Here is a 25,342-nt window from a genome sequence, read left to right on the forward strand (position 1 = left end):
ACTGCGACGACATCGCGCCGCACCCTAGCCAGTAACGACCGGTAACGGAAGCCGTGTGGAAATCCGGGTGACACACCGTGACGGCCAGGGGATCCTGAAAGCCGGTCGACGAGCGAAAGGGACGGATGCAGGCGGGAATCACGGTATCGGCGGCAGAACTGCCCGAAGTACTCCTGCACGTCGCAGTGGTACGGCCGGTGTTCCTCTGGGGCGCACCCGGAATCGGCAAGAGCAGTCTGGTGCGCGCGTTCGCGGAGTCGCTCGGTCTGGAGTGTGTGACGCTCCTGGGCACGCAGCTCGCGCCCGAGGACCTCATCGGCGTACCGCAGATCGTGGACGGCCGCAGCCGTTTCGCTCCGCCGGTGGCGATCGCCCGCGACGAGCCGTACTGCCTGTTCCTGGACGAGCTGAACGCCTCGTCGGCCGAGGTACAGAAGGCGTTCTACTCGCTGATCCTGGACCGCCGCATCGGTGAGTACGAGCTGCCCGAGGGATCCGTGGTGATCGGCGCCGGCAACCGGGCCACGGACAACGCACTGGCGCGTCCGATGGCCAGCGCCCTGGTCAACCGGCTCGTGCACATCCACCTGCGCGCATCCGCGAGCGACTGGCTGCAGTGGGCCGGTACGGCGGGCATCCACCCGTGGGTACTGGAGTACCTGCGCAACCGCCCCGACCACCTGTGGACCGCCCCGCCGAAGACCGAGGAGCCGTTCTCGACCCCCCGCAGCTGGCACATGCTCTCCGACGCCCTGCACTCGTACGGCGACGACGTCACCGACGAGACGCTACGGGTCCTTGCCTTCGGCACCTTGTCCGCGCCGCACGCGTCCACGTTCCGCGCGTACGTGAAGACGGTCCGGCACGCCTTCGGCCTGGACGCCGTACTCAAGGGTGAGACCGGCTGGCCGTCCGCACCGGAGGACCGTGACCTGCTGTACTTCCTCGCCGAGACCTTCCGGGCGCGTCTGATCAAGGAGCTGGCCGCCGACAAGGCCTCCGCGAGTGCTGCGGCCCGCCAGCTCGCGCACCGCGGGAAGGCACTGCTGGTCGAGCTGGCGGAGATCTCGCTCGAGGTGGCGCAGCTCGTGATCGCCTCCGACGACGACGGCCGTCCGGTGCTGCCGACGTGGTTCCTGGTCGAGGTCAGCCGCGACCTGCCGCGCCTGGTGGCCGCCCGTGCCTAAGCGCAAGAAGCGGGACCCTGCGCTGGAGGCGATCCAGGCGGGCTGGACCGCTGTCTTGCAGCACCCCTTGTTCGCCCCGATGGCAGACCGGATGCACAGTCCGGAGCGCGACGACACCTGCCCAGCCGACGCCTGGGCGATCATCGACTCGAACGGCCGGATCCACACGCACCGGACCCGCCGCGCTACCCCGGAAGAGTGGACGTGGGTCTTCGCGCACCTGCTGATCCACCTCGGTCTCGGCCACGCCAACCGCGACCTCCCCGAACCTGACCAAGCCCTCAGCGCCGCGTACGACGTAGCGGTCAACCGCTACCTCAAATCCCTCAAACTGGGTACGCCGGTACTCGAACTGCCAGTGGAGTTCCCAGCGATGGACGAGGACACGCTGGCACGACTCTGGCGGCGGTCCGGTGTACCAGCGGATTTCGAGCACCTCGGAGTCGCCGGCCACGTCTCCGACGTACAGACGGCTCGGTGGAACGGGTGGGGTAAGCCGCCGGACTGGAGCGAGTTGTTCGCCGCCGGACTGTCCGCGGCCGCCGCGGCAGCGGTTGATGTCGCCGGTGGTGCCCGCTCGTCGCTGACGTCCGGCGGCGGTGGACGCGACGACTGGGACCTGGCGCTCGGCTGGTTCGTGTCGTCGTACCCATTGCTGGGAGCGATCGCGTCCAGCATGACGATCGTTGCCGAGGTGGAGCTGGCGCGGGCCTGGGACATCCACACCGCGGCCGTCAACGCGTCCGTCGGCGAGATCTACGTCAACCCGCTCTCCAGCCTGACGCTCAACGAGTGGCGGTTCGTGATGGCGCACGAGATGCTGCACGCCGCGCTGCGGCACGGCGAGCGCGTCGGCGGTCGCGACGCGTACCTGTGGAACGTTGCCGCAGACCTGGTGATCAACGGCTGGCTGCTGGAGATGGGTGTCGGCACCGTGCCGGACGGCGTACTGCACGACCCGGTGCTGAAGGGCATGTCCGTCGAAGAGGTGTACGACCGCATCACCACCGACCTGCGGCGCTACCGGAAGCTTGCGACGCTGCGTGGTGTCGGAATGGGCGACGTCCTCGGCCATCCGCTCCCCCACAGCGGTGAAGCGGCTCGCGCGGCCGGGCTGGACGACATCTACCGTCGGGCACTCACGACGGGCCTGGCGTACCACGACCCGACCCGTGGCACCCTGCCAGCCGGCCTGGTCGAGGAGATCCGGGCACTGGACCACCCTCCACTCAGCTGGGACGCACAGCTCGCCCGCTGGTTCGAGGAGCACGTCCCGGCCGTCGAGAAGACCCGCACCTACGCCCGAGCGTCCCGGCGCCAGTCCGGTACGCCGGACATCCCGCGCCCGGGTTGGGTCCGTCCGGTCGAGCTGACGCGACTCCCGACGTACGGCGTCGTACTCGACACCTCGGGGTCGATGAACCGGGAGCTGCTCGGCAAAGCGCTCGGTGCGATCGCGTCGTACTCCCGCGCCCGCGACGTACCGGCCGCCCGGGTCGTGTACTGCGACGCGGCCGCCTACGACGCCGGCTACGTACCGGTCGACGACATCGCGGGCCGGGTGCAGGTCCGCGGTCGCGGTGGCACCGTCCTGCAGCCCGGCGTGGACCTGCTCGAGCGCGCTGACGACTTCCCGGTCGACGGTCCGATCCTGCTGATCACCGACGGCCAGTGCGATGTCGTCCGGGTACGCCGGGAGCACGCGTGGCTGATCCCTCGCGGCGCCACACTCCCCTTCACCGCAAAGGGTTCTGTGTTTCGCGTGGAGTGAACTGCGTCTGCTCAGGGCGAACAGCCGTAGTCGAGTGACTCTGCTGAGTGACAGGTTCACAGCCATGGCGTGGATCGTGAGTGGCGAGTTCCGGAAGCTCTGGATCGGACAGCTGGTGTCGGCGTCCGGCAGTGCGGTCACCACTGTCGCGCTGCCGCTGGTGGCAGTGGTGAACCTGCAGGCGTCGGCAGTGCAGATGGGTGCGTTGTCGGCGCTGACGATCGCACCGCACCTGGTGTTCGGCCTGCTGGCCGGTGTCTGGGTCGACAGGTGGTCGCGGCGGCGCGTCCTCATCCGGACCGACGTAGGGCGGCTCCTGCTGCTCGGCTCAGTCCCCGTCGCAGCGGCCGCAGGGGTACTACGGATCGAGCAACTGTACGCCGTCGCCGTACTGACCGGAGTGCTCACTCTGCTGTCCGACACCGCGTCGCAGACGATGATCCCGCTGCTCGTGCCACGCGACGACTTGATGCGGGCCAACAGCGCGGCGCTGCTCAACGCCAACCTCGCCTCCACGCTCGGCCCGTCCGTCGCCGGCTTCCTCGTCCAGGTCCTCACCGCGCCGTTCGCGATCGTCATCGACGCCGCGTCGTACGTCGTGTCCGCGATCGCGTCGTACCTGATCCGCGAGCCCGCCCGCGCTCCCGCACCGGAGCGGTCCGAGGTGCGGCTCTCGGCGGGACTCCGCGTGCTCCTCGGCGATCGGGTCCTCCAGCCACTCGTCATCTCGGCAGGGATCGCCGCGATGACCGGCGCGATGCAGGCACCGCTGACCGTGCTGTACCTGATCCGCGAGCTGCACAAGTCAGCGGCGTTCGTCGGGCTGAGCCTGACGACCTTCGGCGCCGCGGCGGTGGGCGGCACGCTCGTCGCCGGCGCCTGGTGCCGTCGGGTCGGCATCGGACGCTCCTACCTGTCCGGTGTCCTGCTCGCGTCCGTCACCGGCGCCGCCTTCGCCACCGGATCCACTCCGGTGATCCTCCTGGGCCAGGTCTGCGCCGGCCTCGGTATGTCGCTGTTCGGCGTCCCGCAGCGCACCCTCCGCCAGGCGCTGGCGCCGACCCACCTGCTGGGTCAGGTCACCGCCTCCTGGCGCACGCTGGTGATCGGCGGTCAGACGGTCGGCGCCGCCGCCTCCGGTCTCGTCGCCACCGCCCTCGGGATCCGCCCCACCCTGCTGCTCGCCTCCGCCGGCATGCTCGCGGGCCTGCTGGTCGCCGCGCTGTCGCCGCTCCGCACGCTCCGTGACGTGCCCGATCGGGAACCGGCAGGCGATCGATGAGGTTGGACTGATTGCGAAACGCGATAGGTTCGCGCACCCTTCCCGCGTGGAGACGGGACCGGCTATTGCGTCCGGTGGTAATTCATCGGCGGGGAATGGAATTCGGGGGACAAGCGCTTACCTACTGAGTGATACTGGAAAGTGCGCCGTTTTCCGGTCGCCCAAACTCCCCCCTCGTACCGAAGTAGATGGGAAGTGCGCCCGTCCAGATGCCCTCAGAGCACCCTGTCCAAGCGCCGTCGATCGCTGCCCCTACCACCCGTGCCCCAGAGCGTAGCCGCAACCTCTGGCGGCTCCGTCCGTATTTGAAGCCACACCGCTGGCGACTCTCGGTGATGTTCGTGACCGCCATGCTCGGCGTCGGCGTCAGCCTCGCCGTCCCGCTGGTCACCAGGGCCATCATCGATGGTCCGGTCACCCGGCGCGAGCTGAGCATGCTGGTCCCGCTGGCCCTGCTGGCCCTCGGCCTGAGCCTCGCCGAAGTGATCCTGGTCTGGATGCGCCGCTGGGCGCAGTCCCGGACGGTGAGCGACCTCGAGGCGACCCTCCGGCACGACCTCTACGTCCGGCTGCAGTCGCTGCCGATGGAGTTCCACACCCGCTGGCAGAGTGGCCAGCTGCTCTCCCGGGTCACCACCGACCTGTCCATCATCCGCCGGTTCATGGGCTTCGGCCTGCTGTTCCTGGTGATGAACATCCTGCAGCTGATCGTGGTCACGATCCTGCTGCTCCAGCTCTACTGGCCGCTCGGTCTCGTGGTCCTGGTGGCCGCCGTACCGATCGTCCTGGTCTCGCTGAAGTTCGAGAAGAAGTACCTGCGGATCTCCCGCAAGGTCCAGGACCAGCAGGGCGACCTGGCCACCAGCATCGAGGAGTCCGCGCTCGGCTTCCGGGTGATCAAGGCCTTCGGCCGCCGGCCGTACGTCCAGCAGCAGTTCGACGACGAGGCGAGCAGGCTCTACGAGACCGAGGTGGAGAAGGTCCGGCTCGCGTCGAGGTTCTGGAGCTTCCTGGGCGTCATCCCGAACCTGACCCTGGTGATCGTGCTGCTGCTCGGCGCGCTCGCCGTCGGCCGGGAGGCGATCACGCTCGGCACCCTGGTCGCGTTCATCACGCTGATGCTGTCCCTGGTCTGGCCGGTCACCTCGCTCGGCGCCATCCTGGCGATGGCGCAGGAGGCGATGACCGCGGCGGACCGGATCAGCGAGATCCTGGACACCCACTCGGTGATCACGTCCGGCCCGGACGAGCTCACCGACTCCCGCGGCCACCTGCGGTTCGAGAACGTCGGTTTCCGGTTCTCCGACGACTCCACCGAGGTGCTGCACGACATCAACCTCGACCTGGCCCCGGGGACGACGCTCGCACTGGTCGGCGCCACCGGGTCCGGCAAGACCACCCTGACCGCACTGGTCCCCCGGCTGTACGACGTGACGGCCGGACGGATCACCATCGACGGGCACGACATCCGGGACCTGTCCCTGGTGTCGCTGCGGTCCGCGGTCGCCTCGGCGTTCGACGACCCGACGCTGTTCTCGATGAGCGTCCGGGAGAACCTGACGCTCGGCCGCCCGGACGCGACGGACGCGGAAGTCCAGCAGGCACTGCAGGTCGCCCAGGCGCAGTTCGCCAACGACCTGCCGTGGGGTCTGGAGACTCGCGTCGGTGAGCAGGGCATGTCCCTGTCGGGCGGTCAGCGACAGCGGCTCGCACTGGCGCGCGCGGTGCTCGCCAAGCCGGCCGTACTGGTGCTGGACGACACCCTGTCCGCTCTCGACGTCCACACCGAGGCGCTGGTCGAGGAAGCGCTGCAGAACGTGCTCTCCGACACCACCGGCATCGTGGTCGCGCACCGTGCGTCGACGGTGATGCTGGCCGACAAGGTCGCACTGCTGCAGAACGGCACGATCACGCACGTAGGGACCCACCAGGAGTTGCTCGCGACAGTACCGGCGTACCGGCACCTGCTCGCGGCCGAGGAAGAGGAGGTGCCGGCATGACGGTGTCATTGCCGCACCTCCGGCGCGGCGGGTCATCGGGCTTCGGCTCCCGGCCTTCCCTCGTCGCTCCAGTCGCTGCGCTCCCTGCGCTCCTCAGTCCAGTCCGGGAGGCCCGATGACTACGACCCAGCAGACACCTCCGGAGGCCTCGGATCCGGACAAGAAGCCGCAGGACACCGTTCAGCCGGAGGAAGGGCAGAGCTGGCGGGGTTTGTTCGAGGAGGACCCGGACCGGGAGATCTCGCGGGCGACGAGCGTCCGGCTGAAGGAGGACTCCCGCAAGCTGCTCGGCGAGCTGCTCCGGCCGTACCAGAAGCTGATCTGGCTGCTGGTCGTGATCGTGCTCGTCGAGAACGGCGCCCGGCTCGCCGTGCCGTACCTGGTCCACCTGGGCATCGACAACGGCATCCCGCCGATCCTCGCGGGTCAGGGCTCGCGGGAGCTGATCACGATCGTGATCGCCGTCCTGGCGTCCGCGTTGCTGCAGGCGTTCGCCCGCCAGTTGTTCCTGATGCGGTCCGGCCGGCTCGGCCAGACCATCCTGCTCAGCCTGCGGAAGCGGGTGTTCGACCACTTCCAGCGGCTCAGCCCGGCGTTCCACGACAAGTTCACCTCGGGCCGGGTGATCTCCCGGATGACCTCCGACGTCCAGGTGATCGACGAGATGCTGGCCAACGGGTTCGACGGGCTGGTCACCGCAGCCCTGACCCTCGTCGGTACGGCGATCCTGCTGCTCACGCTGGACCTCAAGCTCGGTCTGCTCGCGCTGCTGTCGTTCCCGGCGCTGATCATCCTGACGGCGTGGTTCCGGAAGCGGTCCGCGCTCGTGTACCGGCAGACCCGAGAGGCCGTCGTGCTCGTCATCGTGCACTTCGTCGAGTCGATGACCGGTATCCGCGCGGTTCAGGCGTTCCGCCGGGAGCCGCGCAACGAGGAGATCTTCCACGGCGTCAACGACCGCTACCGGCGGGCGAACCTGGAGTCGTTCCGGCTGAACGCGATCTTCATGCCGTCGATCAAGGGCGTCGGCAACATCACCATCGTCGCGATCCTCGCGTACGGCGGGTACCAGGCGTACCACGGTCACGTCACCGTCGGTGTGCTGACCGCGTTCCTGCTGTACCTGCGGCAGTTCTTCGAGCCGCTGCAGGACATCTCGCAGTTCTACAACACGTTCCTGTCCGCGAGCGCCGCGCTGGAGAAGCTGTCCGGCGTGCTCAACGAGACCCCGGACGTGCCGGAGCCGATCGAGAAGGCGAAGCCCGGCCCGGCCCGCGGTCACCTGGAGCTGCGGAACGTGCGGTTCGAGTACGTCGACGGCGTACCCGTGCTGCCCGGTCTGCAACTGGACGTGCCGGCTGGTCAAACGCTTGCCCTGGTCGGTACGACGGGAGCCGGTAAGACGACGATCGCCAAACTCGTCTCCCGGTTCTACGACCCGACCGGCGGGCACCTGCTGCTCGACGGCGTCGACCTGCGCGACCTGTCCGAGGACGACCTGCGCGAGCGGGTCGTGATGGTGACCCAGGAGAACTTCCTGTTCACCGGCACGGTGGCCGACAACATCCGGTTCGGGAAGCCGAGCGCCACGATGGAGGAGATCGTCGAGGCCGCGAAGGTGATCGGCGCGCACGAGTTCATCTCCGCGCTGCCGAACGGGTACGACACCCCGGTCGAGAAGCGCGGCTCGCGGCTGTCCGCGGGTCAGCGGCAGCTGGTCGCGTTCGCGCGGGCGTTCCTGGCGAACCCCGCCGTACTGATCCTGGACGAGGCGACGTCGAGTCTGGACATCCCGAGCGAGCGGCTGATCCAGCGGGCGCTGAAGACGATCCTGGCCGACCGGACGGCGATCGTGATCGCCCACCGGCTGTCCACCGTCGAGACCGCGGACCGCGTGCTGGTCCTCGAGTACGGCCAGATCATCGAGGACGGCTCGCCCAACCACCTGATCACGGTCGACGGGCACTACGCCGGGCTGCACCAGGCCTGGGAAGAATCACTGGCCTGAGTCATACCTAAGGTGCGGGCGCGTGGGGTCTCCCTGCGCGCCCGCACTGCTGTCTAGACGGTACGGCGTGCCTCGGTGGTCTCCCGGACGACGGACCAGGCGTCGGCGACCGGACCGACGTGCCGGAGCTTGTCCGGGTTCACCACCGCACGGATCGCCACGATCTGCCCGTCGGCGATGTCCAGCGTCCACGTGTTCACCACGCGCCCGTCCGCGTCGCGGAAGATCGCCCCCGGCTGTCCGTTCACCTCATGCGGCTCCACGACCCCACCGATCTGTGCGAACGGCTCCGCGAGCGCCGACAGCATGCCGGCCACGTTCCGCGCGCCGACGATCAGACCACGGCCCCACTGCGGCGCCTTCCCTCCCGCATCGCCCACCAGCTGTACGTCGGCGGCCAGGAACTGCATCAGATTGCCGACAGCACCTTCTCTGAAAGCGTCGAAGAACCGCACCGCGAGCTCGTCGCGCTCCCGCCGATCCGCCGCGAACCGCCGGCGCCCGTCGTCCATGTGCCGCCGCGCCCGCGTCGCCAGCTGACGGCACGCGGCCTCCGAACGTCCCAGCGCGGGGGCGACCTCAGCGAAGCCGAAACCGAACACTTCCCGCAGCACGAACGCCGCCCGCTCCAACGGGGACAGCCGTTCGAGCAGGAGCAGCGCCGCCATCGACACCGAGTCGGCGAGCTCGGCCGCGCGCTCCGGGTCCTCGTACGGGTCCGAGAGCAACGGCTCCGGGAACCACGGCCCGACGTACTCCTCCCGCCGGTGCCGCGCGGACCGCAGTACGTCGACCGAGATACGCGTCACCACTGCTGACAGGAAGGCCTTCGTCGACACGGGACGGGTCCCGGAAGCGTCGTACCGCAACCACGTCTCCTGTACGGCGTCCTCTGCCTCGCTGACGCTGCCGAGGATGCGGTAGGCGATCGAGAACAGCAGCGGCCGCAGCTCCTCGAACTCCTCGACCATCACGCCGCCAACTCAGCTTTGAAGCCCTGCCGCCACGACGGGTACCGGAGCTCCCAGCCGAGCTCCTTCTTCGCCTTGGCGTTCGAGAAGCCACGCCCCTCGGTCATCATCACCACCGCCTGGTCCCCCGCCAGCGGGCGCGCCAACCACACCGGGATCCGCATCGGCGGCTTCGCACCGGCACACTTCGCCAGGTACGGCAGCCAGTCGCTGGCGGGCGCCGGGTCGTCGTCGACGATGTTGAACACGCCGGTGACCTTCTGCTCGACCGCCAGCACAGTCGCACTCGCCGCGTCGTCCAGGTGCACCCAAGAACTGTAACCAGTCCCCTTGCCGACCAGTGGGTACTGGCGTTTGCGCACCAGCTCCACCTGGTCGTCGATGGCGCCGGGCCCGTAGAAGGCGCCGTACCGCATCACTGCACCACCGGTCTTGACCACGAGCTCCTCGATCCGGCTCAGGGCCTTCAGACCGACGTACGCCGCCGTTCCCTCGAGCAGGTCGAGCGGGTCCTCCTCGGTCTTCACCCAGCCGCCTTCGCGGATGCCGTTCCAGCTCGCGTAGCCCTGCGCGACGAAGTGCGGCACACCGACCGCCTCGGCGGCGGCGAGCAGGTGGTCGGTCCCCTCGGTGCGCAGCCGGTTCGTCTGAGCGAACCAGCGGTCGGGGTGCTTGATGTCGGGCTTGCCCGCGTGCGTCATCGAGATCGCGGTCATCTGGTGCACGATCACGTCCGGCTTCGCCAGCGCGACCGCCTCACCGACAGACGCGCCGTCGAGTCCGTCCATCACCACCGCGTCGGCGCCGGCCGCTTTGAGCAGGTTCAGCTTCCCCTTGCTCGTCGTGGTCGCCGTCACCTGGTGACCGCGAGCCACCAACTGCGGCACCAGCCTCCGACCCAGCACACCGCTACCACCAGCCACGAACACTCGCATGCTCATCTCGTTCCTTTCGTCGTCCCCGAGACGAGATATCGCGCGCACCTGTGACATCGCCGCATTGTCTGGGGGCGTCTGTAGCTTGGTCGTGTGTTGACGACGCTGGCGGTGGAGAACTATCGGTCCCTGCGGCGGATCGTCATGCCGCTCGGCGGGCTGAACGTGGTGACTGGGGCGAACGGGACCGGCAAGTCGAGTCTGTACCGTGCGCTCCGGTTGCTGGCCGACGCCTCGCGAAACGGTGCCATAGCGGCGCTGGCGCGCGAAGGCGGTCTGCAGTCGACGTTGTGGGCCGGGCCCGAGCACGTCCGGAAGGGCCGCCCGGCTCAGGGCACGCGGCGGACCGGTCCGGTGACGTTGCGGATGGGGTTCGCCGGTGACGACTACGGCTATCTGATGGACCTCGGGTTGCCGATCGCGCATGGGTCCGCCTTCGACCTCGACCCGGAGATCAAGCGGGAGGCTCTCTGGTCCGGCCCGTTCCTGCGGCCGGCCGCGACGCTGGTCGAGCGCAGCAACCGCGAGGTGCGGATCCGTTCCGCCAGTGGTGACTGGGAGCGCGCGGGACATCAGCTGCAGACCTTCGACAGCATGCTGAGCGAGTTCGCGGATCCCGAGCGCGCGCCGGAGCTGTTACTGGTGCGCGACCGGATGCGCGGCTGGCGTTTCTACGACCACTTCCGCACCGACGCCGACGCGCCCGCTCGCCGCGTCCAGATCGGCACCCGTACGGCGGTGCTCGCCCCGGACGGCGCCGACGTGGCCGCCGCACTCCAGACCGTCCGCGAACTGGGTCCCCGCGGCGCCCTCGACGAGGCGGTCGAGCTCGCCTTCCCCGGCAGCCGGGTGGAAGTCGTCAACACGTCCGGCCGCTTCGAGCTCGCCTTCCACCAGCGCGGTCTGCTCCGGCCGCTCTCAGGCGCGGAATTGTCCGACGGCACCCTCAGGTACCTCCTCTGGGTCGCCGCTCTGCTCACGCCACGCCCGCCAGACCTTCTGGTCCTCAACGAGCCCGAAACCAGCCTCCACCCGGAGCTCCTACCGGCACTGGCCAACCTGGTCGTCACGGCGGCGAAAGAGACCCAGGTGATCGTGGTGACCCACGCCCGCCCCTTCATCGCGTCGCTCGAGGCCCTCTCCCCCGACCTCCACACCCTCGAACTGGTGAAGGACCACGGCGCCACCACCATCACCGATCAGGGCCCCCTCGACGAGCCACCCTGGAAGTGGCCGACCCGCTAACGGCTGCTGGGTTCGTGCTTCACGCTTTCGAAGCGGACGAGGATCACGGAGCCGGCGGCGGAGAGCAGGAAGCCAATGATTGCGGCCGGCCACCAACCCGCGCGGACGGCATCGTCGAGGACGAAGACACCGACGGCGGCCGGCGTGATGGTCTGCAGGGCGATCATCGGCGTGGTTGCCAACGTCACCGAACCACGCTGCAGCGCCAGTGAGTAGAGGATGAACGCAAGCGCGCCACTGATCGGCAGCGTGTACAGCGTCGGGCTCCGGACCAGCTCGGCCAGCGACCCGTCCTGGAGCAACCGCGCCGAGATGGCAACCCCGGCGTACCCCAGGCCGGCAAGCATGCCGAGCAGGGCGGTCGAGACGCCGTGCTGGGATCGGCTCGCGAGCGCGCCCAGGGTTGCGATGACGACAAGGCCCGCGATGAGGCCGACGGTCAGGCCGTGATGTTGCGCGCTGTCGCCGGCGTTTCCGGCCGAGACCGCGAGTACGCCGAGTCCGACACAGACCGCGATGACCGCGGACCACTCGAGCACGCTGAGCTGGTCCGACATCAACCGCGTCGCGAGCAGCGCAGTCACGACCAGACTGACCGCGATCCCGGCCTGCGCGAGATACAGCGGTAGCAACCGCAACGCGACGAAGTGCAACCCGAAGCCCGCCAGGTTCAGCGCCAGCGCACCGAGGAACGCGGGCTGCTTCAGCAGTGCGGCGATGAACCCACCGAGGCGCCGCGGGTCCAGCTCCGACTCCGTCGGCACCTTCCGGGACCCGACCGCCTGCAGGATCGCGGCGACACCGAACAGCACCGCGGCGCCGAGCGCCGCGCCGAGACCGAGAACCACTAGGCGTCGACCTTGCGGCGTGGCGCCCAGAAGGTGAGGAACAGGCTGAGCCCGGCGTAGTACACCAGGTAGGCGAGCGAGATCACGACCACGATCGTGTTCGGGTTCGGCATCTGCGCGAGCAGTACGGCGTACGACGCCAGCCAGATCGCGGTGGTCAGCAGGTTCAGCGAGCGGAACGCCTTGGTGCGTGACGGGTACACGTACTTCACCGGGATGAAGACGAGCACCGAGAACAGCACCAGCAGGACGCCGGTGGTGAGCGGGCTGAGGCCGAGGATCACGATGTAGAACGCGACGACGTTCCAGTAGCTGGGGAAGCCGAGGAAGAAGTGGTCCTCGGTCTTCGCGTCGACCCGGCAGAACTGGTAGCTGGAGGCAAGCAACGGCAGCGCGCCGAGGACCGCGCCCCAGGTACCGGACGGCAGGTAGCCGCCGGTCCAGAGCAGCACGATCGGGGCGAACGCGTAGGTCAGGTAGTCGACGATGTTGTCGAGCATCGCGCCGTCGAACCACGGGATGGTCTCCTTGACCCGCAGCCGGCGCGCCAGCATCCCGTCGGTACCGTCGATCACCAGGGCGGCCAGTCCGAGCCAGAGGGCCCGGACGGCGTCACCGTCGATCGCAGCAATCACGATCAGCAACGCGAGCACCGTTCCGCTCGCGGTATAAGCATGCAGTGCAAGTCCGGCCAGACGCAGCCGCGTCGACCCGACGAACGGTTCCCGCACCGCGTCGTGTGTGGTCAGGACAACTCCCGGAACTCAAGCGACGCCAGGCGCCGGGCCGGATCACGGTGAACCCAGCCGTCGCCAGCGTCTCACAAGCCTGGTCCCGGGCCGGTCACCGCCCGTCATCCCACGCCGGATCTTTGCAATGACTTAGTGGCCCAGCCGGACAGACCGGCTGGGGCGCAGGGCCTACTTGACCGGGTCGAGCACGAACAGCGGGATCTTCCGGGTGGTCTTCGTCTGGTACTCGGCGTACGACGGGTAGGCGTCGACCGAGCGCTGCCACCACTCGTCGTACTCGGCGCCGTCGACCTCGCGGGCGACGTACTCCTTGGTGATCTCACCGTCCTGGACGGTGACCTTCGGGTCGGCCTTCAGGTTGTAGTACCAGACCGGGTTCTTCGGGGCGCCGCCGAGCGACGCGACCGCGGCGTACGCGCCGTCGTGCTCGACGCGCATCACCGGCACCTTGCGAATCTTCCCGGACTTGGCGCCACGCATCGTCATCAGCACGACCCGGAGGCCCTGGATGTCCACCGCGGCGGTGGTACCGGCCGCGGTGACCTTCTCCACCTGCTCGCGGACCCAGTCAGCAGTGCTCGGCACGTACTCGTCGTTGTTCGTTGTCATATCACCCATGATAATGGTGACACATCACCATCCACACCCACGGCGCGTCATTTCTCACCAACCGTAGGTGGTCCTCGATGGAAGTCAGAGGGTTGGGGCGAGGGCGGTCAGGGCGGTGAGGGCGTTTTCCCAGGCGTGGGTGGACTGGGTGGCGTGGTCGGACTGCTGCTCGGGGGTGAGGTCCAGGCGGTCGAAACCGGACTCGACGACGAGTAGGCGGGTGCCTTCAGCCTCGGGGGTCAGGGTGAACTCGACCACCGTGGAGTTGCCCGGTGCGGGGTCGACGCCCGGCTCGACGGCGTAGCGGTAGGCGAACCGGCGGCCCGGCTCCACCTTCTCTACGAAGCCGCGGAACTCACCGTGCTCGTCCCATCGCATCACCAGCCGCCCGCCGGGACGCAGGTCGATCTCCGCACCACCGAACGCGTACCACTGGGCGAACACATCCGGTTGCGTGACCGCTGACCAGACCACCTCCGGCCGAGCTTCGACGTACACCTCACGTTCCACGCTGTCCATGCGGTCATCCTGCCAACTCGACGGCTCTTGGAGCCAACCCGAGGTCGTCAGGGAGCGCAGGACTTCAGCTGCGTCGCGGTGGCGATGGTGCCCTCGATCCAGCGGCGGCGCAGGAAGTGCGCCTTCAGCAGCCGGTGGATACCGTCGAGCACCACCAGCCGGCCGCGGTACGCCACCAGGTTGATCGGGAAATCCAGGTCCGCGTCCATCACCCGCTGGTAGTGCGCGCGGAAGTTCATCGGCGTCTCCGCGACCTGGTGCGGCGTGACCTTGAAGCGCTCGCCCTCCAGCTGCCACAGCGGCAGGTCGAACATCCAGACCAGGTCGGCGATCTCGACCGGCTCGACCTTGAGATCGAGCTCCCACAACTTCGCCAGCTGCCAGCGGTACGGCGGGAACACCTCCCGCAACGCCTGCGGCATCATCGCGACCAGCTCGTCGAACGACACGTCCGGAGCCGCCCGATCCGCCACGGCGTCGAAGGTGTCGCCCAGCCCGTCGATCGTCACGACGGAGCACGCTACGCCATCAGCAGGGCGACCACCGCGTCGCGGACTGACGCACCTGCTCCGGCGAATACGTCAGACGTGCGCCATGCGGTGGATGATGACGATGGCCGAGTCGTCGCCCGGACCGCCGGCGGCGGCGACGAGTTCGGCGGCGCCGCCCCGGAAACCCTGTGCCACCAGGCGTTCCGCGTGGCCGGCGAGGCGGTCGGTACCGCGGCCGATGTCCCGCCGCGGCGTCTCCACCATGCCGTCGCTGTAGAGGAAGAGCGCGTCCCCGGGCTTCAACTGGCCACGGTTCGGGTCGAACTCGGCGGCCTCCATCAGCCCGAGCAGCGGCCCGTCCGCGTCGCGCGTCTGCCACCGCCCCGACCACGCGTCGAACTGGATCGCCGGCGGATGCCCGGCCGTCCGGACGTCGAACTCGCCGGTGTGCAGGTCCATCGCGACATGCACCACGGTCGCGAAGTCGTCGTCCCAGTCCTGACGCCGGATGTACCGGTTCGCCGACGGCAGGAACTCCTCCTCCGGTACGACGCCCAACAGCCCGCCGAACGCACCGGACAACAGCAGCGCCCGCGTCCCGGCATCGATGCCCTTCCCGGACACGTCGACCAGCGCCACCTCGAGTACGTCGTCATGCACCGTCGACACCACGAAGTCGCCGGAGAACGAAGAACCACCGGCGGACCGGATCGCCACCTCCACCCGCCAACCGGGCGGCAGTTTGGGCAACTCGCCCTGCGCGGTCAGCGTGTCCCGCAACTCCATCAGCATCGACTCGCTGCGCGTGCCGGCCACACCGAGTCGGCTGCGCACCTTCGCGCTCGCGATCATGATCCAGCCGACGATCGCGATCACCAGTACGAAGCCGATCCGGGGCAGTGTCGGTCCGCGGGACACCACGACGTACAGGCCGAGCGCCGTGGTGATCCCGGTCAGCGCGACGAGCTCGCCGAACCGCAGCAGGACGCCGCCGACCACCAGCGGGATGATCAGGAAGGACGCCGGCACCAATGTCATCCACGTATCGCTCGCGATGGCGATGACCACCTGCACCATGGCGAGTGCGACGAACGCGACCCGGTGCGACTTGCGGGCGCGCCGGCCCAGCGCCTCGACCCGGCGGCCGATGCGTCGTGCCAGCGCGACACCGCCGCTCTTTCTCATGGTGTGAAGAAGATAACGGCACCTCTCCATTGACGCATCAATTCGCAACACGACTGAGAGTCGTCAGCCCTTGCGAGTGAGGCCGGTTCGCTGGCATTTAGGACACCAGAACAGGTTCCGGCCGGCCAGGATCTTGGTCCGGATCACCGATTGGCACACATAGCAGCGCTGCCCCTGCCGCCGGTAGACGTAGACCTCACCGCCATGGTCGTCCTGGCGTGGGTCACGGCCCATCGCCTCCGGGGTGTGGTCGTCGGCGACGGTGTCGATCCGGCCGGTCTCCACGCCGTACTTCATCAGCTCGAGCAGGTCGTCCCACATGCCCTGCCACTCGCGCTTCTTCACCACGTTGCCGGGCGTCATCGGGTTCAGTTTGGCCCGGAACAACACCTCGGCTCTGTACACGTTTCCGACGCCACTCAAGACGTCTTGATTCATCAGCAGCTGCCCGATCGGCAGTTTGCTGCGGTGGATGCGCTTCCAGGCGAGCTCGGGGTCGGCGTCGTCCCGCAACGGGTCCGGGCCGAGCCGGCCGAGCAGTTTGTCGCGTTCCTCGCCGGTGATCACCTCGCACACGGTCGCCCCGCGCAGATCGGCGTACGCCGTCGCGTTCTGCAACCGCAGCCGGACCTGGCCGACCGGTTCGGGGACCGGGGCCGGCTTGATGTCCATCTTGCCGATCAGCCCGAGGTGGATGTGCAGGAAGCCCGCGCCCTCGACGTCGGCGAGGAAGTGCTTGCCGTGCGCCTCGGTCTGCCGCAGGAGGTGGCCGTCGAGCAGTGCGGCGCCCTCGGCGAACCGGCCCTGTGGGCTGGACGCCCGGACCGGCCGGCCGCCGAACGCGTCCCAGACGTCGTTCGCCAACCGGTGCAGGGTGTGACCTTCAGGCATGATTCCTCATATGGGGACGACAGGTGGTTCCAAGGGGCGGAGCGGGCCGCCCACTCCAGCGGTGGTCGGCGTCGGCCGCAGCATGCGGGCTCGCGACGTCTCCCGGCCGCACCGGCCCGCCGGCCGCCGACCGGTGCTACCGCCACCGGACGGCGACCAACAGGGCACTCAGAAGACTCAGGGCACTCAGGACAGTCAGGGCAGCGGCGGGAGCTCGCCGGTCGACTCGTAGCCGGTCAGCATCTCGATCCGCCGGGTGTGCCGCTCCTCACCGGAGTAGTCGGTCGCCAGGAACGTGTCGACGAAACCGGCTGCCTCCTCCTCGGTGTGCATCCGGGCGCCCACGCTGATCACGTTGGCGTTGTTGTGCTCGCGACCGAGCCGCGCGGTGTCGGTGCTCCAGGCCAGAACCGCCCGGACCCCCTTCACCTTGTTGGCGGCGATCTGCTCACCGTTGCCGGAGCCACCGATCACGATGCCCAGACTGCCCGGCTCGTCGACCACCGCCTGTCCGGTGCGAAGGCAGTACGGCGGGTAGTCGTCCACGGCGTCGTACACCGCGGGACCGTGGTCCACGACGTCGTGCCCGGCAGCAGTCAGGTGCTGCACGAGGTGGTTCTTGAGTTCGAAGCCGGCATGGTCGGAGCCGATGTGCACTCGCATGGCGAGCAATCTACTGACACACCGGGACGCCCGGGAGCTTGGGTGCACCCGATCCGACGTACACGTTGGTCACGTAGCCGCCGTACTTCGGCAGATAGGCCCACCAGTCACTGGACCGCGGCGGTACGTCGATCAGCTCGCCCTGCATCTGTCCGCTGACCAGAACCTCCACCCCGGACGGCAGGTGCCCCAGGATCCCACCGGACGTGTTGGGCGCTGTCCGCACCCGCACACCCTCCCCTGTGGTGATCACCCAGCTGCCGGCGCTCCGCACCGCACCCGGCACGGTCAGCGTCCGCGTCAACCGCGTCACGTCCGTGTACGCCTTCCCGTACTGCGTTCCGCTCGGGTGCAGCGTGAAAACGGCAACGATCGTCCGGTCGTCGACTCCGACGGTTCCAGTCGTATGCAGTGCGTCACTGACCAGGTCCAGCGCGGAGGACGGCTTCGCGCGATCGGACTGGTAGCCGCTGGACCCGTGGAACCCGGACCAGCCCTGCTTGAGGCTGAAGTCCGGGTCGAACACCGACGCGATGCCGAAGTACTGATCGAAGCCGTCCGTGCCGTAGCGGGTCGGCCGGTGCAGTAGATCCATCACGTACTCGCGGACCGGCCGCGGAGCCCGGTCCAGCACGTAACGGTAGATCCGCACCGTGTCGGCCGCGGTAATCGCGACGTACCCCCAGAAGCCTGGGTGCGTGACCGGCGGGCCCGCTGTGTGGGTCAGACCGAGCCGCTCGACCATGCGGTCCACGAGGGCCGCACCGCCGAGCTCTTCCCAGTAGTAGCTCGCCGCGTCGTCGTCACTGCTGCGCAGCATCACCTCGAGCCGCTCGCGGTCCGCGGCCGGTACGTCGTACTCCGGTCCGCGGTCCCACAAGAAGTCGAGCACCAGCAGCAGCTTCACCACCGACGCCGACCGGAACGCCCGATCCGCGTCGAGTTGCTGGACGAACTGCCCGGTCTGACGGTCGAAGACAGCCAGACCGGCTGTCAGCCCGTCCGGCACTACGAGGTCACCGACTGCTGGCAGCTCATCACGCAAGGTCATCTGGAACCTACTCACCACTGGACGGAATCCTGAGTGAGCAACTTTCACCGGCCGGAGGGCTCCAGGACAACCCCTGAATCGTCAGTCGAAGATCGGACCCCGGTCGCGGGTGCGCTTGATCTCAAAGAAACCCTCGGTCCCCGCGACCAGGCGGACGCCGTCCCACAGCTTGCCGGCCGCCTCACCCTTCGGGGCCGGCGTCACGACCGGGCCGAAGAACGCGGTGCCCTCGACCGAGATCACCGGCGTACCGACCTCCATGCCGACCTGGTCCATCCCGGCGTGGTGCGACTTCTTCAGCGCGTCGTCGTACCGGTCGGTGTCGGCCGCCTCGATCAGCGCCGCCGGCAGCCCGACCTCGGCGAGCGCCTCCTTGACGACGTCACCCTTGCCGTCGCCGATCCCCCGGCCGCCGACGTGGATCCGCTGGCCGAGCGCGGTGTAGAGCGGCAGCAGGACCTCGTTGCCGTGCGCCTGCTCGGCCGCGATCAGCACGCGGACCGGACCCCAGGCGTTGGTCAGGAAACTCTTGTACTTGTCGTTCAGCTCGTCACGGCCGTCGTTCAGGACGGCGAGGCTCATCACGTGCCAGGTCGTCTTCACATCCCGGACCTGCTCGACCTCGAGCATCCAGCGGGACGTCATCCAGGCCCAGGGGCAGGCCGGGTCGAACCAGAAATCTGCGGAGGCAGTCATATTCACCATCATACAAAGTTGAAGGAATGGTTATACCGACTCGGTATCCCTTACCCAATGTCGGGGGGAAACCCGCATCCAACGTGTGAGCCAGGTGCATAGGATGCCGACATGCCTGGAACCAACCTGACGCGCGACGAGGCGCGTTCCCGGGCGGGCGTGGTCAGTGACGTGAGTTACGCGATCGAGCTCGACCTGGCCAACGCCCCGACCGGAGCCCCGACGTACCCGTCGGTGACCACCATCACGTTCGCCGCCGAGGCCGGCGCGAGCACGTTCGCCGACCTGATCGCGGAGAAGGTCCGCGAGGTGACCCTGAACGGCGTCGCCCTCGACCCGGACACCGTGTACGACGGCGCCCGGATCCAGCTCGACGGGCTGGCGGAGCGTAACGAGCTGACCGTGGTGGCCGACTGCCTGTACTCGCGGACCGGTGAAGGGCTGCACCGCTCGGTCGACCCGGCCGACAAGGAGACGTACCTCTACACCCAGTTCGAGGTGCCGGACGCCCGGCGGGTGTTCACCACCTTCGAGCAGCCCGACCTGAAGGCCGTCTTCACCTTCACCGTGTCCGCACCGGCCCGCTGGGTCGTGATCTCGAACGCCCCGACGCCCGAGCCCACGCCGTACCAGGGTGAGAGCGGCGAGGAGCTGGCCCGCTGGGAGTTCCCGCCGACCGAGCGCATCTCGACGTACATCACCGCTGTGGTCGCCGGTCCGTACCACGTCGTCACCGACGTGTACGAGGGTCCGCACGGGACGTACCCGCTGTCGCTGCTGTGCCGTCCGTCGCTGAAGGGTGCGCTGGACGTCGACGACCTGTTCGAGGTCACCAAGCAGGGCTTCGCGCTGTTCGAGGAAGCGTTCGGTACGCCGTACCCGTTCCACAAGTACGACCAGGCCTTCGTGCCGGAGTACAACATGGGTGCGATGGAGAACGCGGGCTGCGTGACGCTCCGCGACGAGTACCTGTTCCGCAGCCGGACGACGCACGCGGAGATGGAAGCGCGCGCCAACACCGTGCTGCACGAGCTGGCGCACATGTGGTTCGGCGACCTGGTCACGATGACCTGGTGGGACGACCTGTGGCTGAACGAGTCGTTCGCCGAGTGGGCCAGCCACTGGGCGCAGGTGGTCGCGACGACGAAGTACTCCGACGCGTGGACGACGTTCTGCAACGCCCGGAAGAACTGGGCGTACCGGCAGGACCAGCTGCCGTCGACACACCCGATCGCGGCCGACATGATCGACTTCCATGCGGTCGAGGTGAACTTCGACGGCATCACCTACGCCAAGGGCGCCTCGACGCTGCGGCAGCTGGTCGCGTTCGTCGGTGAGGACACCTTCATCACCGCGCTGAAGGAGTACTTCCACGACCACGCGTTCGGGAACACCGAGCTCACCGACCTGCTGAAGCCGCTGGAGAAGGCGTCCGGGCGCGACCTGGACGACTGGACCGAGCGCTGGCTGCGGACCGCCGGGGTGAACACGCTGCGCGCCGACTTCGCGGTCGACGACCAGGGCGCGTTCACGTCGTTCGCGATCGAGCAGACCGCCACCGAGAAGTTCCCGGTACTGCGCCCGCACCGGCTCGCGGTCGGCCTGTACCGGCGTACCGACTCCGGCCTGGTCCGCACCGAGCGGTTCGAGGTGGACATCGACGGGCCGCGCACCGAGCTGCCTGAGCTGACCGGCGCGACCCAGCCGGACCTGGTGCTGCTGAACGACGACGACCTCACCTACGCGAAGATCCGGATGGACGAGCGGTCCCGGGCGACGCTGGTGGAGTCGATCGACCAGTTCACCGAGTCGCTGCCCAGGGCGCTCGCGTGGGGCTCCACGTGGGACATGACCCGCGACGCCGAGATGCCGGCCAGCCAGTACGTCGGCATCGTGCTGCGCGGCATCCGGGCCGAGACCGACCTGACCGGTGTCCGCTCGCTGCTCGCGCAGGCAAGCAACGCGATCAACCAGTACGCCGCTCCGCAGAACCGGGCCGCTCTGCGGGCACGGTTCGAGGAGGCGCTGGCCGGGCTGGTCGCCGAGGCGAAGGCGGGCAGCGACCACCAGCTGGCGTTCGTCCGGGCCTACAGCTCGGCGGTGTTCTCCACCGAGGGCGCTGACCGGATCGCCGGATGGCTCGACGGTCGCGACCTGCCGGAGGGCCTGGTCGTCGACACCGACCTGCGCTGGACGCTGATCGTGGCGCTGGCCCGCCTCGGCCGGATCGGTGCGGACGAGATCGACGACGAGCTGACCCGCGACACCACGATCACCGGGCAGGAGCGGGCCGCCCAGGCCCGTGCGGCCCGGCCGACCGTCGAGGCGAAGGAAGAGGCCTGGCGGATCGCGGTGGAGTCCGAGGACACCCCGAACGAGACCCAGTTCCGGACCATCCTCGGCTTCCAGCAGCCCGGTCAGGAAGACCTGCTGCGGCCGTACGTCGACAAGTACCTCAGCGCCGCCAAGGACGTGTACACGCGGCTCGGCTCGTCGATGGGCGAGAACGTGCTGGTGTACCTGTCCCCGCGGCACCTGGCCGACCAGGGCGCGCTGGACGCGCTCACCGGCTGGCTGGCCGCCGAGTCGTCGTCGGTCGACGCGCCGACGCTCCGGTACGTCACCGAGGCCCAGGCCGACCTGACCCGCGCGATCGCCGCGCAGGCGACGGACATCGTCTGACAAGCGCTCTGACAAGCGCTCCGGCACTGCCGGTCTCATCTGAGGCCGGCAGTGTCGCTTTTCGACCTCATCGTGCGGTAAGACTGGGTCGGTGCCCGCCTCTGATCCCGCCTTGGCCGGTGCGGCAGCTGTTGCGCTGACCGGACTCGCAGAGGCGTACCGACCCCGCCCCGTCACGCCGCTGATGCCGTGGCGGTACACCAACCGTCTGGTGAAGCCGTACGTCGTGACCGCGCGCGGCCGGCAGTGGGACGACCAGATGGTCGACATCGCCCGCGGTACGGCGACCCGTCAGCTCGAGTTCGACGACGCGATGGGCTCGGTCGGCCTCGGAGTCGTCGTACTGCACCTCGGCGAGGACGCCATCCACCTGGTGGTGCAGAGCTGGGCGCGAGACTTCCACTCCCGCCTGAGCATCTTCAGCGGCATGGACGTCGACGACCTCCGCCCGGCCCCGCTCGGCGCCGCTCCCTGCATCTGGGAACTAGAAATCCTCAGCCACGAGCGCGCGGCGTACGTCACCCACATCCTCACCGGCGACGTCGACATCGACACCTGGCTAGAAGACGCCCTCGACACCCGCCCCCAAGCAAACTACGACGGCATCCCGTCAGGCACTTAGTTGTGGCCGGCGGCGTCTAGGCGGTGGCGTTGGTCGGGGGTTAGGTGCAGGTCGGTGGCTGCGAGGGTTTCGTTGAGTTGGGCGACTGAGGACGCGCCTACCAGCGGGATGATTGGGATGTCGCCGCCCATCAGCCATGCCAGGACCACCTGGTTCGCGGTGGCGCCGGTCTCGCGTACTACGTCGTTCAGCGCGAGCTGGCGAGCTCTAGTACCGGCGTGGTCGTACGACTCGTCCAGGGGCTTGTCGGCTCGGACATAGCCGCCGCTGAGGAGTGGTGAGTACGCGACCAGCGTCATGCTCGACTCAGCACGTAGATAGCTGAGCAACTGTCCGTCGGCCACCCCGATGGCACCGTCGCGCGAGCGGAGCCCACCCTGGTCGGTTCTGGCCCGGAAGTACGTGTGGTGGTGTTGCAGCACCTCACACCCCGGCAACCCTGCCGCAGCGGCCAGCGTCCGGAAGCGCTCGATCTGCCAGCTCCAGTAGTTGCTCAGCCCGACCAGACCGACAGTCCCCTCCGCGACATGCGACCCGAACGCCTCGACCTGCTCCTCCAGCGGTACGGCGGGATCCGGGACGTGGGCGTAGTACACGTCAACGTGGTCGCGGCCGAGATTCTCCAGGCTGCGAGCCAAGGACTCCTTGATGACCTGCGTCGACAGGCCCTCCAGGTCCTCGCTCAGCTGCTTCGCGGGGCGCGGCGGCCGGCCGCCTACCTTGGTCGCGATCGTGAGCTCGTCCCCCAGGCCGCGGCTCCGCAGCCAGCGGCCGAGCAGTCGCTCGCTCTCGCCGCCCTGGGTGCCGTTCACCCAGAACGCGTAGTTGTTCGCCGTGTCCACGAACGTCCCGCCGGCCTCGACGTACCGGTCCAGGATCGCGAACGACGTCGACTCGTCGGTCGCCGTCCCCATCAGCATCGCCCCGAGGGCGATCTGGCTCACCCGACGCTGCCGCGCGGGGTCACTGCCTATCGTCAGATAACGCATGCCGGCAGCCAATCAACTCGAGCGCTGTCTAGGTCAAGACATTGCGGATCCGCAGTCGTCCAACCTCGTTCTGTAAGAGTCAAACGATTGTTCGTCGGCGCATCGTGAGGGACTGTGTGCGGTGCGCGATTCCCTTGCAGGGAAAGAGATTCTTGCCACCTGAGAGATGCTCACTTACCGAGCGGTTCGGTCTAAGCTGCAGCGACCTGACCATCAGGGGTGATCTGGGGAGGGGTCCTTGCCGTGACACCTGTCGATCACCGGAAGCCGCCCGCCCGGGCTGCCCGGAGACAACAGAAGACCAGCGCCAGACGCAGCGCCGCCAAGCCACGGCGGGCACAGCGTTCGCACAGCGCCATCGGCGCGGCGGTGGTCGCCGGGGCCGCACTGGTCGCGGTGTTCGCGTTCATCCTGACGCGTGGGACGTCCGCGCAGTCGCCGGACGACGGACTGGGGATGGGTTCGGGGACGGACAGCGGCGCGGCCGCACCGGCCGCACCGGCCGCACCGGCCGCACCGGCCGCACCGGCCGCACCGACCGCACCGACCGCACCGACCGCGAGTGCGAGCGGCAGCGCGACCAAGGCGGACCGCAGCCCGCCGTCCTCCGCGACGGCGCCCAAGACCGCCCCGAAGGCAGCGCCCAAGACCGTGCCGACGACTGGCACGACCACGCCGCCTCAGGTCAACACTGGGCTGACCTCACCGGTGTTCAAGCGCGGTCAGTGGATCGCAGTGCTGGACAAGTACCCGACCGACGTCGGTCTCGACGCGGCCGAGGCAGCCAAGGCCAGCGCGACGGCCATCACCCGCGCCGGGATCCCGGCGAAGGCGATGCTCGTCAACGGTCAGTACCCCGGCCTGCGGAACAGCTCGCTGTCACCGGTCACCGACACCTGGGTCGTGTACCTCGGCCCCGGCACGTCCTCGGAGCAGATGCTCAACCTGTGCCTGGACCCGCGCACCCAACGCGCGCACCCAAGCCCAGCTTGCCCAACCTACGAGCCAGCCGCCGGCCCAGCCAACTGATCAGCCGCGGTTGTAGGGCTGCACCGCCGCCTTGCTGCCGCCGATCCTCACGTTCCGGAAGTCGGAACGGAACGTCGCGCCCGGCTGGTAGTCCTTGTACATGCCGAACTTGATCCTGAACTCGTTCTTGAAGGAGTCGTCCTTGCAGGTGGAACGCGTCGCGTAGCCGAAGTACTCATCCTGCTCGAAGACCTTCTCCTCAACGGTGGTCGCTCCCACTCGCTTGTGGTACACCGCGATACTCCCCTTCGGAGCGCCGTCGTGGTAGGGCTCCACCCGGTACTTGATGACGAAGGAATGCCACTCGTCGGTCCCGACGCTCCTGGTCGCCAGCGCCGTGTTGTAGTCCTTGCCCGGCTCCTCGCCACGGCGCACGAACTGGACATTGTGCCCGTTGCCGGCACCGGACTGGATGCGCACGCCGCCGATCGGGTTCGCTCTGCACTGCCACAGCTGCAGCACGTACGCCCCGCTGCCCGTCACGTCGTCGACGCCCGCGGGGATGCGAACGTCGAACCCGACCCACACGTCGGTGTGGAACGGCAGGTCCCACCCCGTCGCCAGCTCCGAGCGGTCCCGGAGGGTGTTTCCAGCAGCGTCCTTCCAGGTGTTCTTGGCGGCGTCCTCAACGATGGCGCCTTCGTACCTGAAGTCCTTGTCCGTGCGGAACGTCAACGCCCGCGCGTCCGAGGTCCCGGTGATCTGGGGTGCCTGCGCCGCTCCCTGACACTTGCCAGGAAACCAGCCGGTGCCCTCCCGGAGGTTGCCGCCGGCACCCAACGTCGGACTGCAGGCACTGGCGTTCTCGATCGTCCAGCTCGCACCCGCGATACCCGCCGAGTAGCTGGGCACCGCGGTATCTGCCGCGCTGGCGGTTCGTGAGTTCGTCACTGCGGCGAAACCCACCGAGGCGCTC

General features: G+C 68.6%; 23 protein-coding genes. 9 read left to right on the plus strand and 14 right to left on the minus strand.

Annotated features, from left to right (window positions below):
• Positions 1-125: 125 nt before the first annotated feature.
• The 5 genes from AC0662_RS26920 to AC0662_RS26940 all read left to right on the plus strand — a co-directional run bounded on the left by AC0662_RS26920 (position 126) and on the right by AC0662_RS26940 (position 8,248).
• Entirely contained in the window at positions 126-1,187 is a 1,062-nt protein-coding gene (locus AC0662_RS26920) for an ATP-binding protein (RefSeq protein WP_478304054.1), read from the plus strand.
• A complete protein-coding gene (locus tag AC0662_RS26925; protein ID WP_478304057.1) occupies positions 1,180-2,958 on the plus strand; it encodes a vWA domain-containing protein in 1,779 nt (592 codons plus the stop codon). Before AC0662_RS26920 ends, AC0662_RS26925 begins: the two co-directional genes overlap by 8 nt.
• Positions 2,959-3,022: 64 nt before the next feature.
• The gene (locus AC0662_RS26930; protein ID WP_478304059.1) at positions 3,023-4,240 is read left to right on the plus strand and encodes an MFS transporter; all 1,218 of its coding nucleotides are present in this window, start codon (positions 3,023-3,025) and stop codon (positions 4,238-4,240) included.
• 335 nt (positions 4,241-4,575) lie between these two features.
• On the plus strand, positions 4,576-6,240 hold the full coding sequence (locus tag AC0662_RS26935) for an ABC transporter ATP-binding protein (protein WP_478304061.1): 1,665 nt from the start codon (positions 4,576-4,578) through the stop codon (positions 6,238-6,240).
• 115 nt (positions 6,241-6,355) lie between these two features.
• On the plus strand, positions 6,356-8,248 hold the full coding sequence (locus tag AC0662_RS26940; protein WP_478304063.1) for an ABC transporter ATP-binding protein: 1,893 nt from the start codon (positions 6,356-6,358) through the stop codon (positions 8,246-8,248).
• 53 nt (positions 8,249-8,301) lie between these two features.
• Here AC0662_RS26940 and AC0662_RS26945 read toward each other — a convergent pair whose 3' ends face one another.
• On the minus strand, positions 8,302-9,219 hold the full coding sequence (locus AC0662_RS26945) for an RNA polymerase sigma-70 factor (protein ID WP_478304221.1): 918 nt from the start codon (positions 9,217-9,219) through the stop codon (positions 8,302-8,304).
• Positions 9,219-10,160, minus strand: a complete 942-nt coding sequence (locus AC0662_RS26950) for an NAD-dependent epimerase/dehydratase family protein (RefSeq protein ID WP_478304065.1) — start codon at positions 10,158-10,160, stop codon at positions 9,219-9,221. The genes AC0662_RS26945 and AC0662_RS26950 overlap by 1 nt, the downstream gene beginning before the upstream one ends.
• Before the next feature lie 87 nt (positions 10,161-10,247).
• Between AC0662_RS26950 and AC0662_RS26955 the strand changes: the two genes are divergently transcribed.
• Complete coding sequence (locus AC0662_RS26955; RefSeq protein ID WP_478304067.1) at positions 10,248-11,399, plus strand: AAA family ATPase; 1,152 nt, start codon at positions 10,248-10,250, stop codon at positions 11,397-11,399.
• On the opposite strand, the gene AC0662_RS26960 is transcribed toward AC0662_RS26955, so the two are convergent.
• The 10 genes from AC0662_RS26960 to AC0662_RS27005 all read right to left on the minus strand — a co-directional run bounded on the left by AC0662_RS26960 (position 11,396) and on the right by AC0662_RS27005 (position 19,104).
• The gene (locus AC0662_RS26960) at positions 11,396-12,247 is read right to left on the minus strand and encodes a DMT family protein (RefSeq protein ID WP_478304069.1); all 852 of its coding nucleotides are present in this window, start codon (positions 12,245-12,247) and stop codon (positions 11,396-11,398) included. The two genes, AC0662_RS26955 and AC0662_RS26960, sit on opposite strands and share 4 nt — an antisense overlap.
• Entirely contained in the window at positions 12,247-12,978 is a 732-nt protein-coding gene (locus AC0662_RS26965) for a CDP-alcohol phosphatidyltransferase family protein (RefSeq protein ID WP_478304070.1), read from the minus strand. Before AC0662_RS26965 ends, AC0662_RS26960 begins: the two co-directional genes overlap by 1 nt.
• Positions 12,979-13,167: 189 nt before the next feature.
• Positions 13,168-13,608 carry a nitroreductase family deazaflavin-dependent oxidoreductase gene (locus tag AC0662_RS26970; protein ID WP_478304072.1) on the minus strand — a complete coding sequence of 147 codons (441 nt, stop codon included), beginning with the start codon at positions 13,606-13,608 and terminating at the stop codon, positions 13,168-13,170.
• A gap of 84 nt (positions 13,609-13,692) precedes the next feature.
• Positions 13,693-14,127 (minus strand): SRPBCC domain-containing protein, encoded by a 435-nt coding sequence (locus AC0662_RS26975; RefSeq protein WP_478304074.1) that lies wholly within the window; start codon positions 14,125-14,127, stop codon positions 13,693-13,695.
• 47 nt (positions 14,128-14,174) lie between these two features.
• A complete protein-coding gene (locus tag AC0662_RS26980) occupies positions 14,175-14,636 on the minus strand; it encodes a hypothetical protein (protein ID WP_478304076.1) in 462 nt (153 codons plus the stop codon).
• A gap of 72 nt (positions 14,637-14,708) precedes the next feature.
• Positions 14,709-15,803 (minus strand): PP2C family protein-serine/threonine phosphatase, encoded by a 1,095-nt coding sequence (locus AC0662_RS26985; protein WP_478304078.1) that lies wholly within the window; start codon positions 15,801-15,803, stop codon positions 14,709-14,711.
• A gap of 63 nt (positions 15,804-15,866) precedes the next feature.
• Complete coding sequence (locus AC0662_RS26990; RefSeq protein ID WP_478304080.1) at positions 15,867-16,694, minus strand: Fpg/Nei family DNA glycosylase; 828 nt, start codon at positions 16,692-16,694, stop codon at positions 15,867-15,869.
• A gap of 195 nt (positions 16,695-16,889) precedes the next feature.
• Complete coding sequence (locus AC0662_RS26995; protein WP_452202384.1) at positions 16,890-17,357, minus strand: ribose-5-phosphate isomerase; 468 nt, start codon at positions 17,355-17,357, stop codon at positions 16,890-16,892.
• Between the two features lie 10 nt (positions 17,358-17,367).
• The gene (locus AC0662_RS27000; RefSeq protein WP_478304083.1) at positions 17,368-18,408 is read right to left on the minus strand and encodes a hypothetical protein; all 1,041 of its coding nucleotides are present in this window, start codon (positions 18,406-18,408) and stop codon (positions 17,368-17,370) included.
• A gap of 81 nt (positions 18,409-18,489) precedes the next feature.
• Entirely contained in the window at positions 18,490-19,104 is a 615-nt protein-coding gene (locus tag AC0662_RS27005) for a mycothiol-dependent nitroreductase Rv2466c family protein (RefSeq protein WP_452202381.1), read from the minus strand.
• 111 nt (positions 19,105-19,215) lie between these two features.
• Here AC0662_RS27005 and pepN point away from each other — a divergent pair, with 111 nt between their 5' ends.
• Complete coding sequence (pepN, locus tag AC0662_RS27010; protein ID WP_478304085.1) at positions 19,216-21,786, plus strand: aminopeptidase N; 2,571 nt, start codon at positions 19,216-19,218, stop codon at positions 21,784-21,786.
• A 91-nt stretch (positions 21,787-21,877) separates the two neighbouring features.
• Complete coding sequence (locus AC0662_RS27015) at positions 21,878-22,408, plus strand: hypothetical protein (protein WP_452202377.1); 531 nt, start codon at positions 21,878-21,880, stop codon at positions 22,406-22,408.
• On the opposite strand, the gene AC0662_RS27020 is transcribed toward AC0662_RS27015, so the two are convergent.
• On the minus strand, positions 22,405-23,352 hold the full coding sequence (locus AC0662_RS27020) for an aldo/keto reductase (RefSeq protein ID WP_478304087.1): 948 nt from the start codon (positions 23,350-23,352) through the stop codon (positions 22,405-22,407). The two genes, AC0662_RS27015 and AC0662_RS27020, sit on opposite strands and share 4 nt — an antisense overlap.
• Positions 23,353-23,640: 288 nt before the next feature.
• Between AC0662_RS27020 and AC0662_RS27025 the strand changes: the two genes are divergently transcribed.
• Positions 23,641-24,426: a hypothetical protein gene (locus AC0662_RS27025; RefSeq protein ID WP_478304089.1), complete on the plus strand. Its 786-nt coding sequence runs from the start codon at positions 23,641-23,643 to the stop codon at positions 24,424-24,426.
• On the opposite strand, the gene AC0662_RS27030 is transcribed toward AC0662_RS27025, so the two are convergent.
• The gene (locus tag AC0662_RS27030; protein ID WP_478304091.1) at positions 24,427-25,317 is read right to left on the minus strand and encodes a hypothetical protein; all 891 of its coding nucleotides are present in this window, start codon (positions 25,315-25,317) and stop codon (positions 24,427-24,429) included. It abuts the gene before it with no gap.
• Between the last annotated feature and the right edge of the window lie 25 nt (positions 25,318-25,342).

This window comes from Kribbella sp. NPDC043289, from assembly GCF_056436705.1.

Bases quoted from the DNA above. Each gene is read 5' to 3' on its own strand.
- AC0662_RS26945 (WP_478304221.1), bottom strand. From the start codon at position 9,219: ATGGTCGAGGAGTTCGAGGAGCTGCGGCCGCTGCTGTTCTCGATCGCC.
- AC0662_RS26985 (WP_478304078.1), bottom strand. From the start codon at position 15,803: ATGAGAAAGAGCGGCGGTGTCGCGCTGGCACGACGCATCGGCCGCCGG.
- AC0662_RS27000 (WP_478304083.1), bottom strand. From the start codon at position 18,408: ATGACCTTGCGTGATGAGCTGCCAGCAGTCGGTGACCTCGTAGTGCCG.
- AC0662_RS26950 (WP_478304065.1), bottom strand. From the start codon at position 10,160: ATGAGCATGCGAGTGTTCGTGGCTGGTGGTAGCGGTGTGCTGGGTCGG.
- AC0662_RS26970 (WP_478304072.1), bottom strand. From the start codon at position 13,608: ATGACAACGAACAACGACGAGTACGTGCCGAGCACTGCTGACTGGGTC.
- AC0662_RS26935 (WP_478304061.1), top strand. From the start codon at position 4,576: ATGTTCGTGACCGCCATGCTCGGCGTCGGCGTCAGCCTCGCCGTCCCG.
- AC0662_RS26975 (WP_478304074.1), bottom strand. From the start codon at position 14,127: ATGGACAGCGTGGAACGTGAGGTGTACGTCGAAGCTCGGCCGGAGGTG.
- AC0662_RS26930 (WP_478304059.1), top strand. From the start codon at position 3,023: ATGGCGTGGATCGTGAGTGGCGAGTTCCGGAAGCTCTGGATCGGACAG.
- AC0662_RS27005 (WP_452202381.1), bottom strand. From the start codon at position 19,104: ATGACTGCCTCCGCAGATTTCTGGTTCGACCCGGCCTGCCCCTGGGCC.
- AC0662_RS26940 (WP_478304063.1), top strand. From the start codon at position 6,356: ATGACTACGACCCAGCAGACACCTCCGGAGGCCTCGGATCCGGACAAG.
- AC0662_RS26990 (WP_478304080.1), bottom strand. From the start codon at position 16,694: ATGCCTGAAGGTCACACCCTGCACCGGTTGGCGAACGACGTCTGGGAC.
- AC0662_RS26920 (WP_478304054.1), top strand. From the start codon at position 126: ATGCAGGCGGGAATCACGGTATCGGCGGCAGAACTGCCCGAAGTACTC.
- pepN (WP_478304085.1), top strand. From the start codon at position 19,216: ATGCCTGGAACCAACCTGACGCGCGACGAGGCGCGTTCCCGGGCGGGC.
- AC0662_RS26995 (WP_452202384.1), bottom strand. From the start codon at position 17,357: ATGCGAGTGCACATCGGCTCCGACCATGCCGGCTTCGAACTCAAGAAC.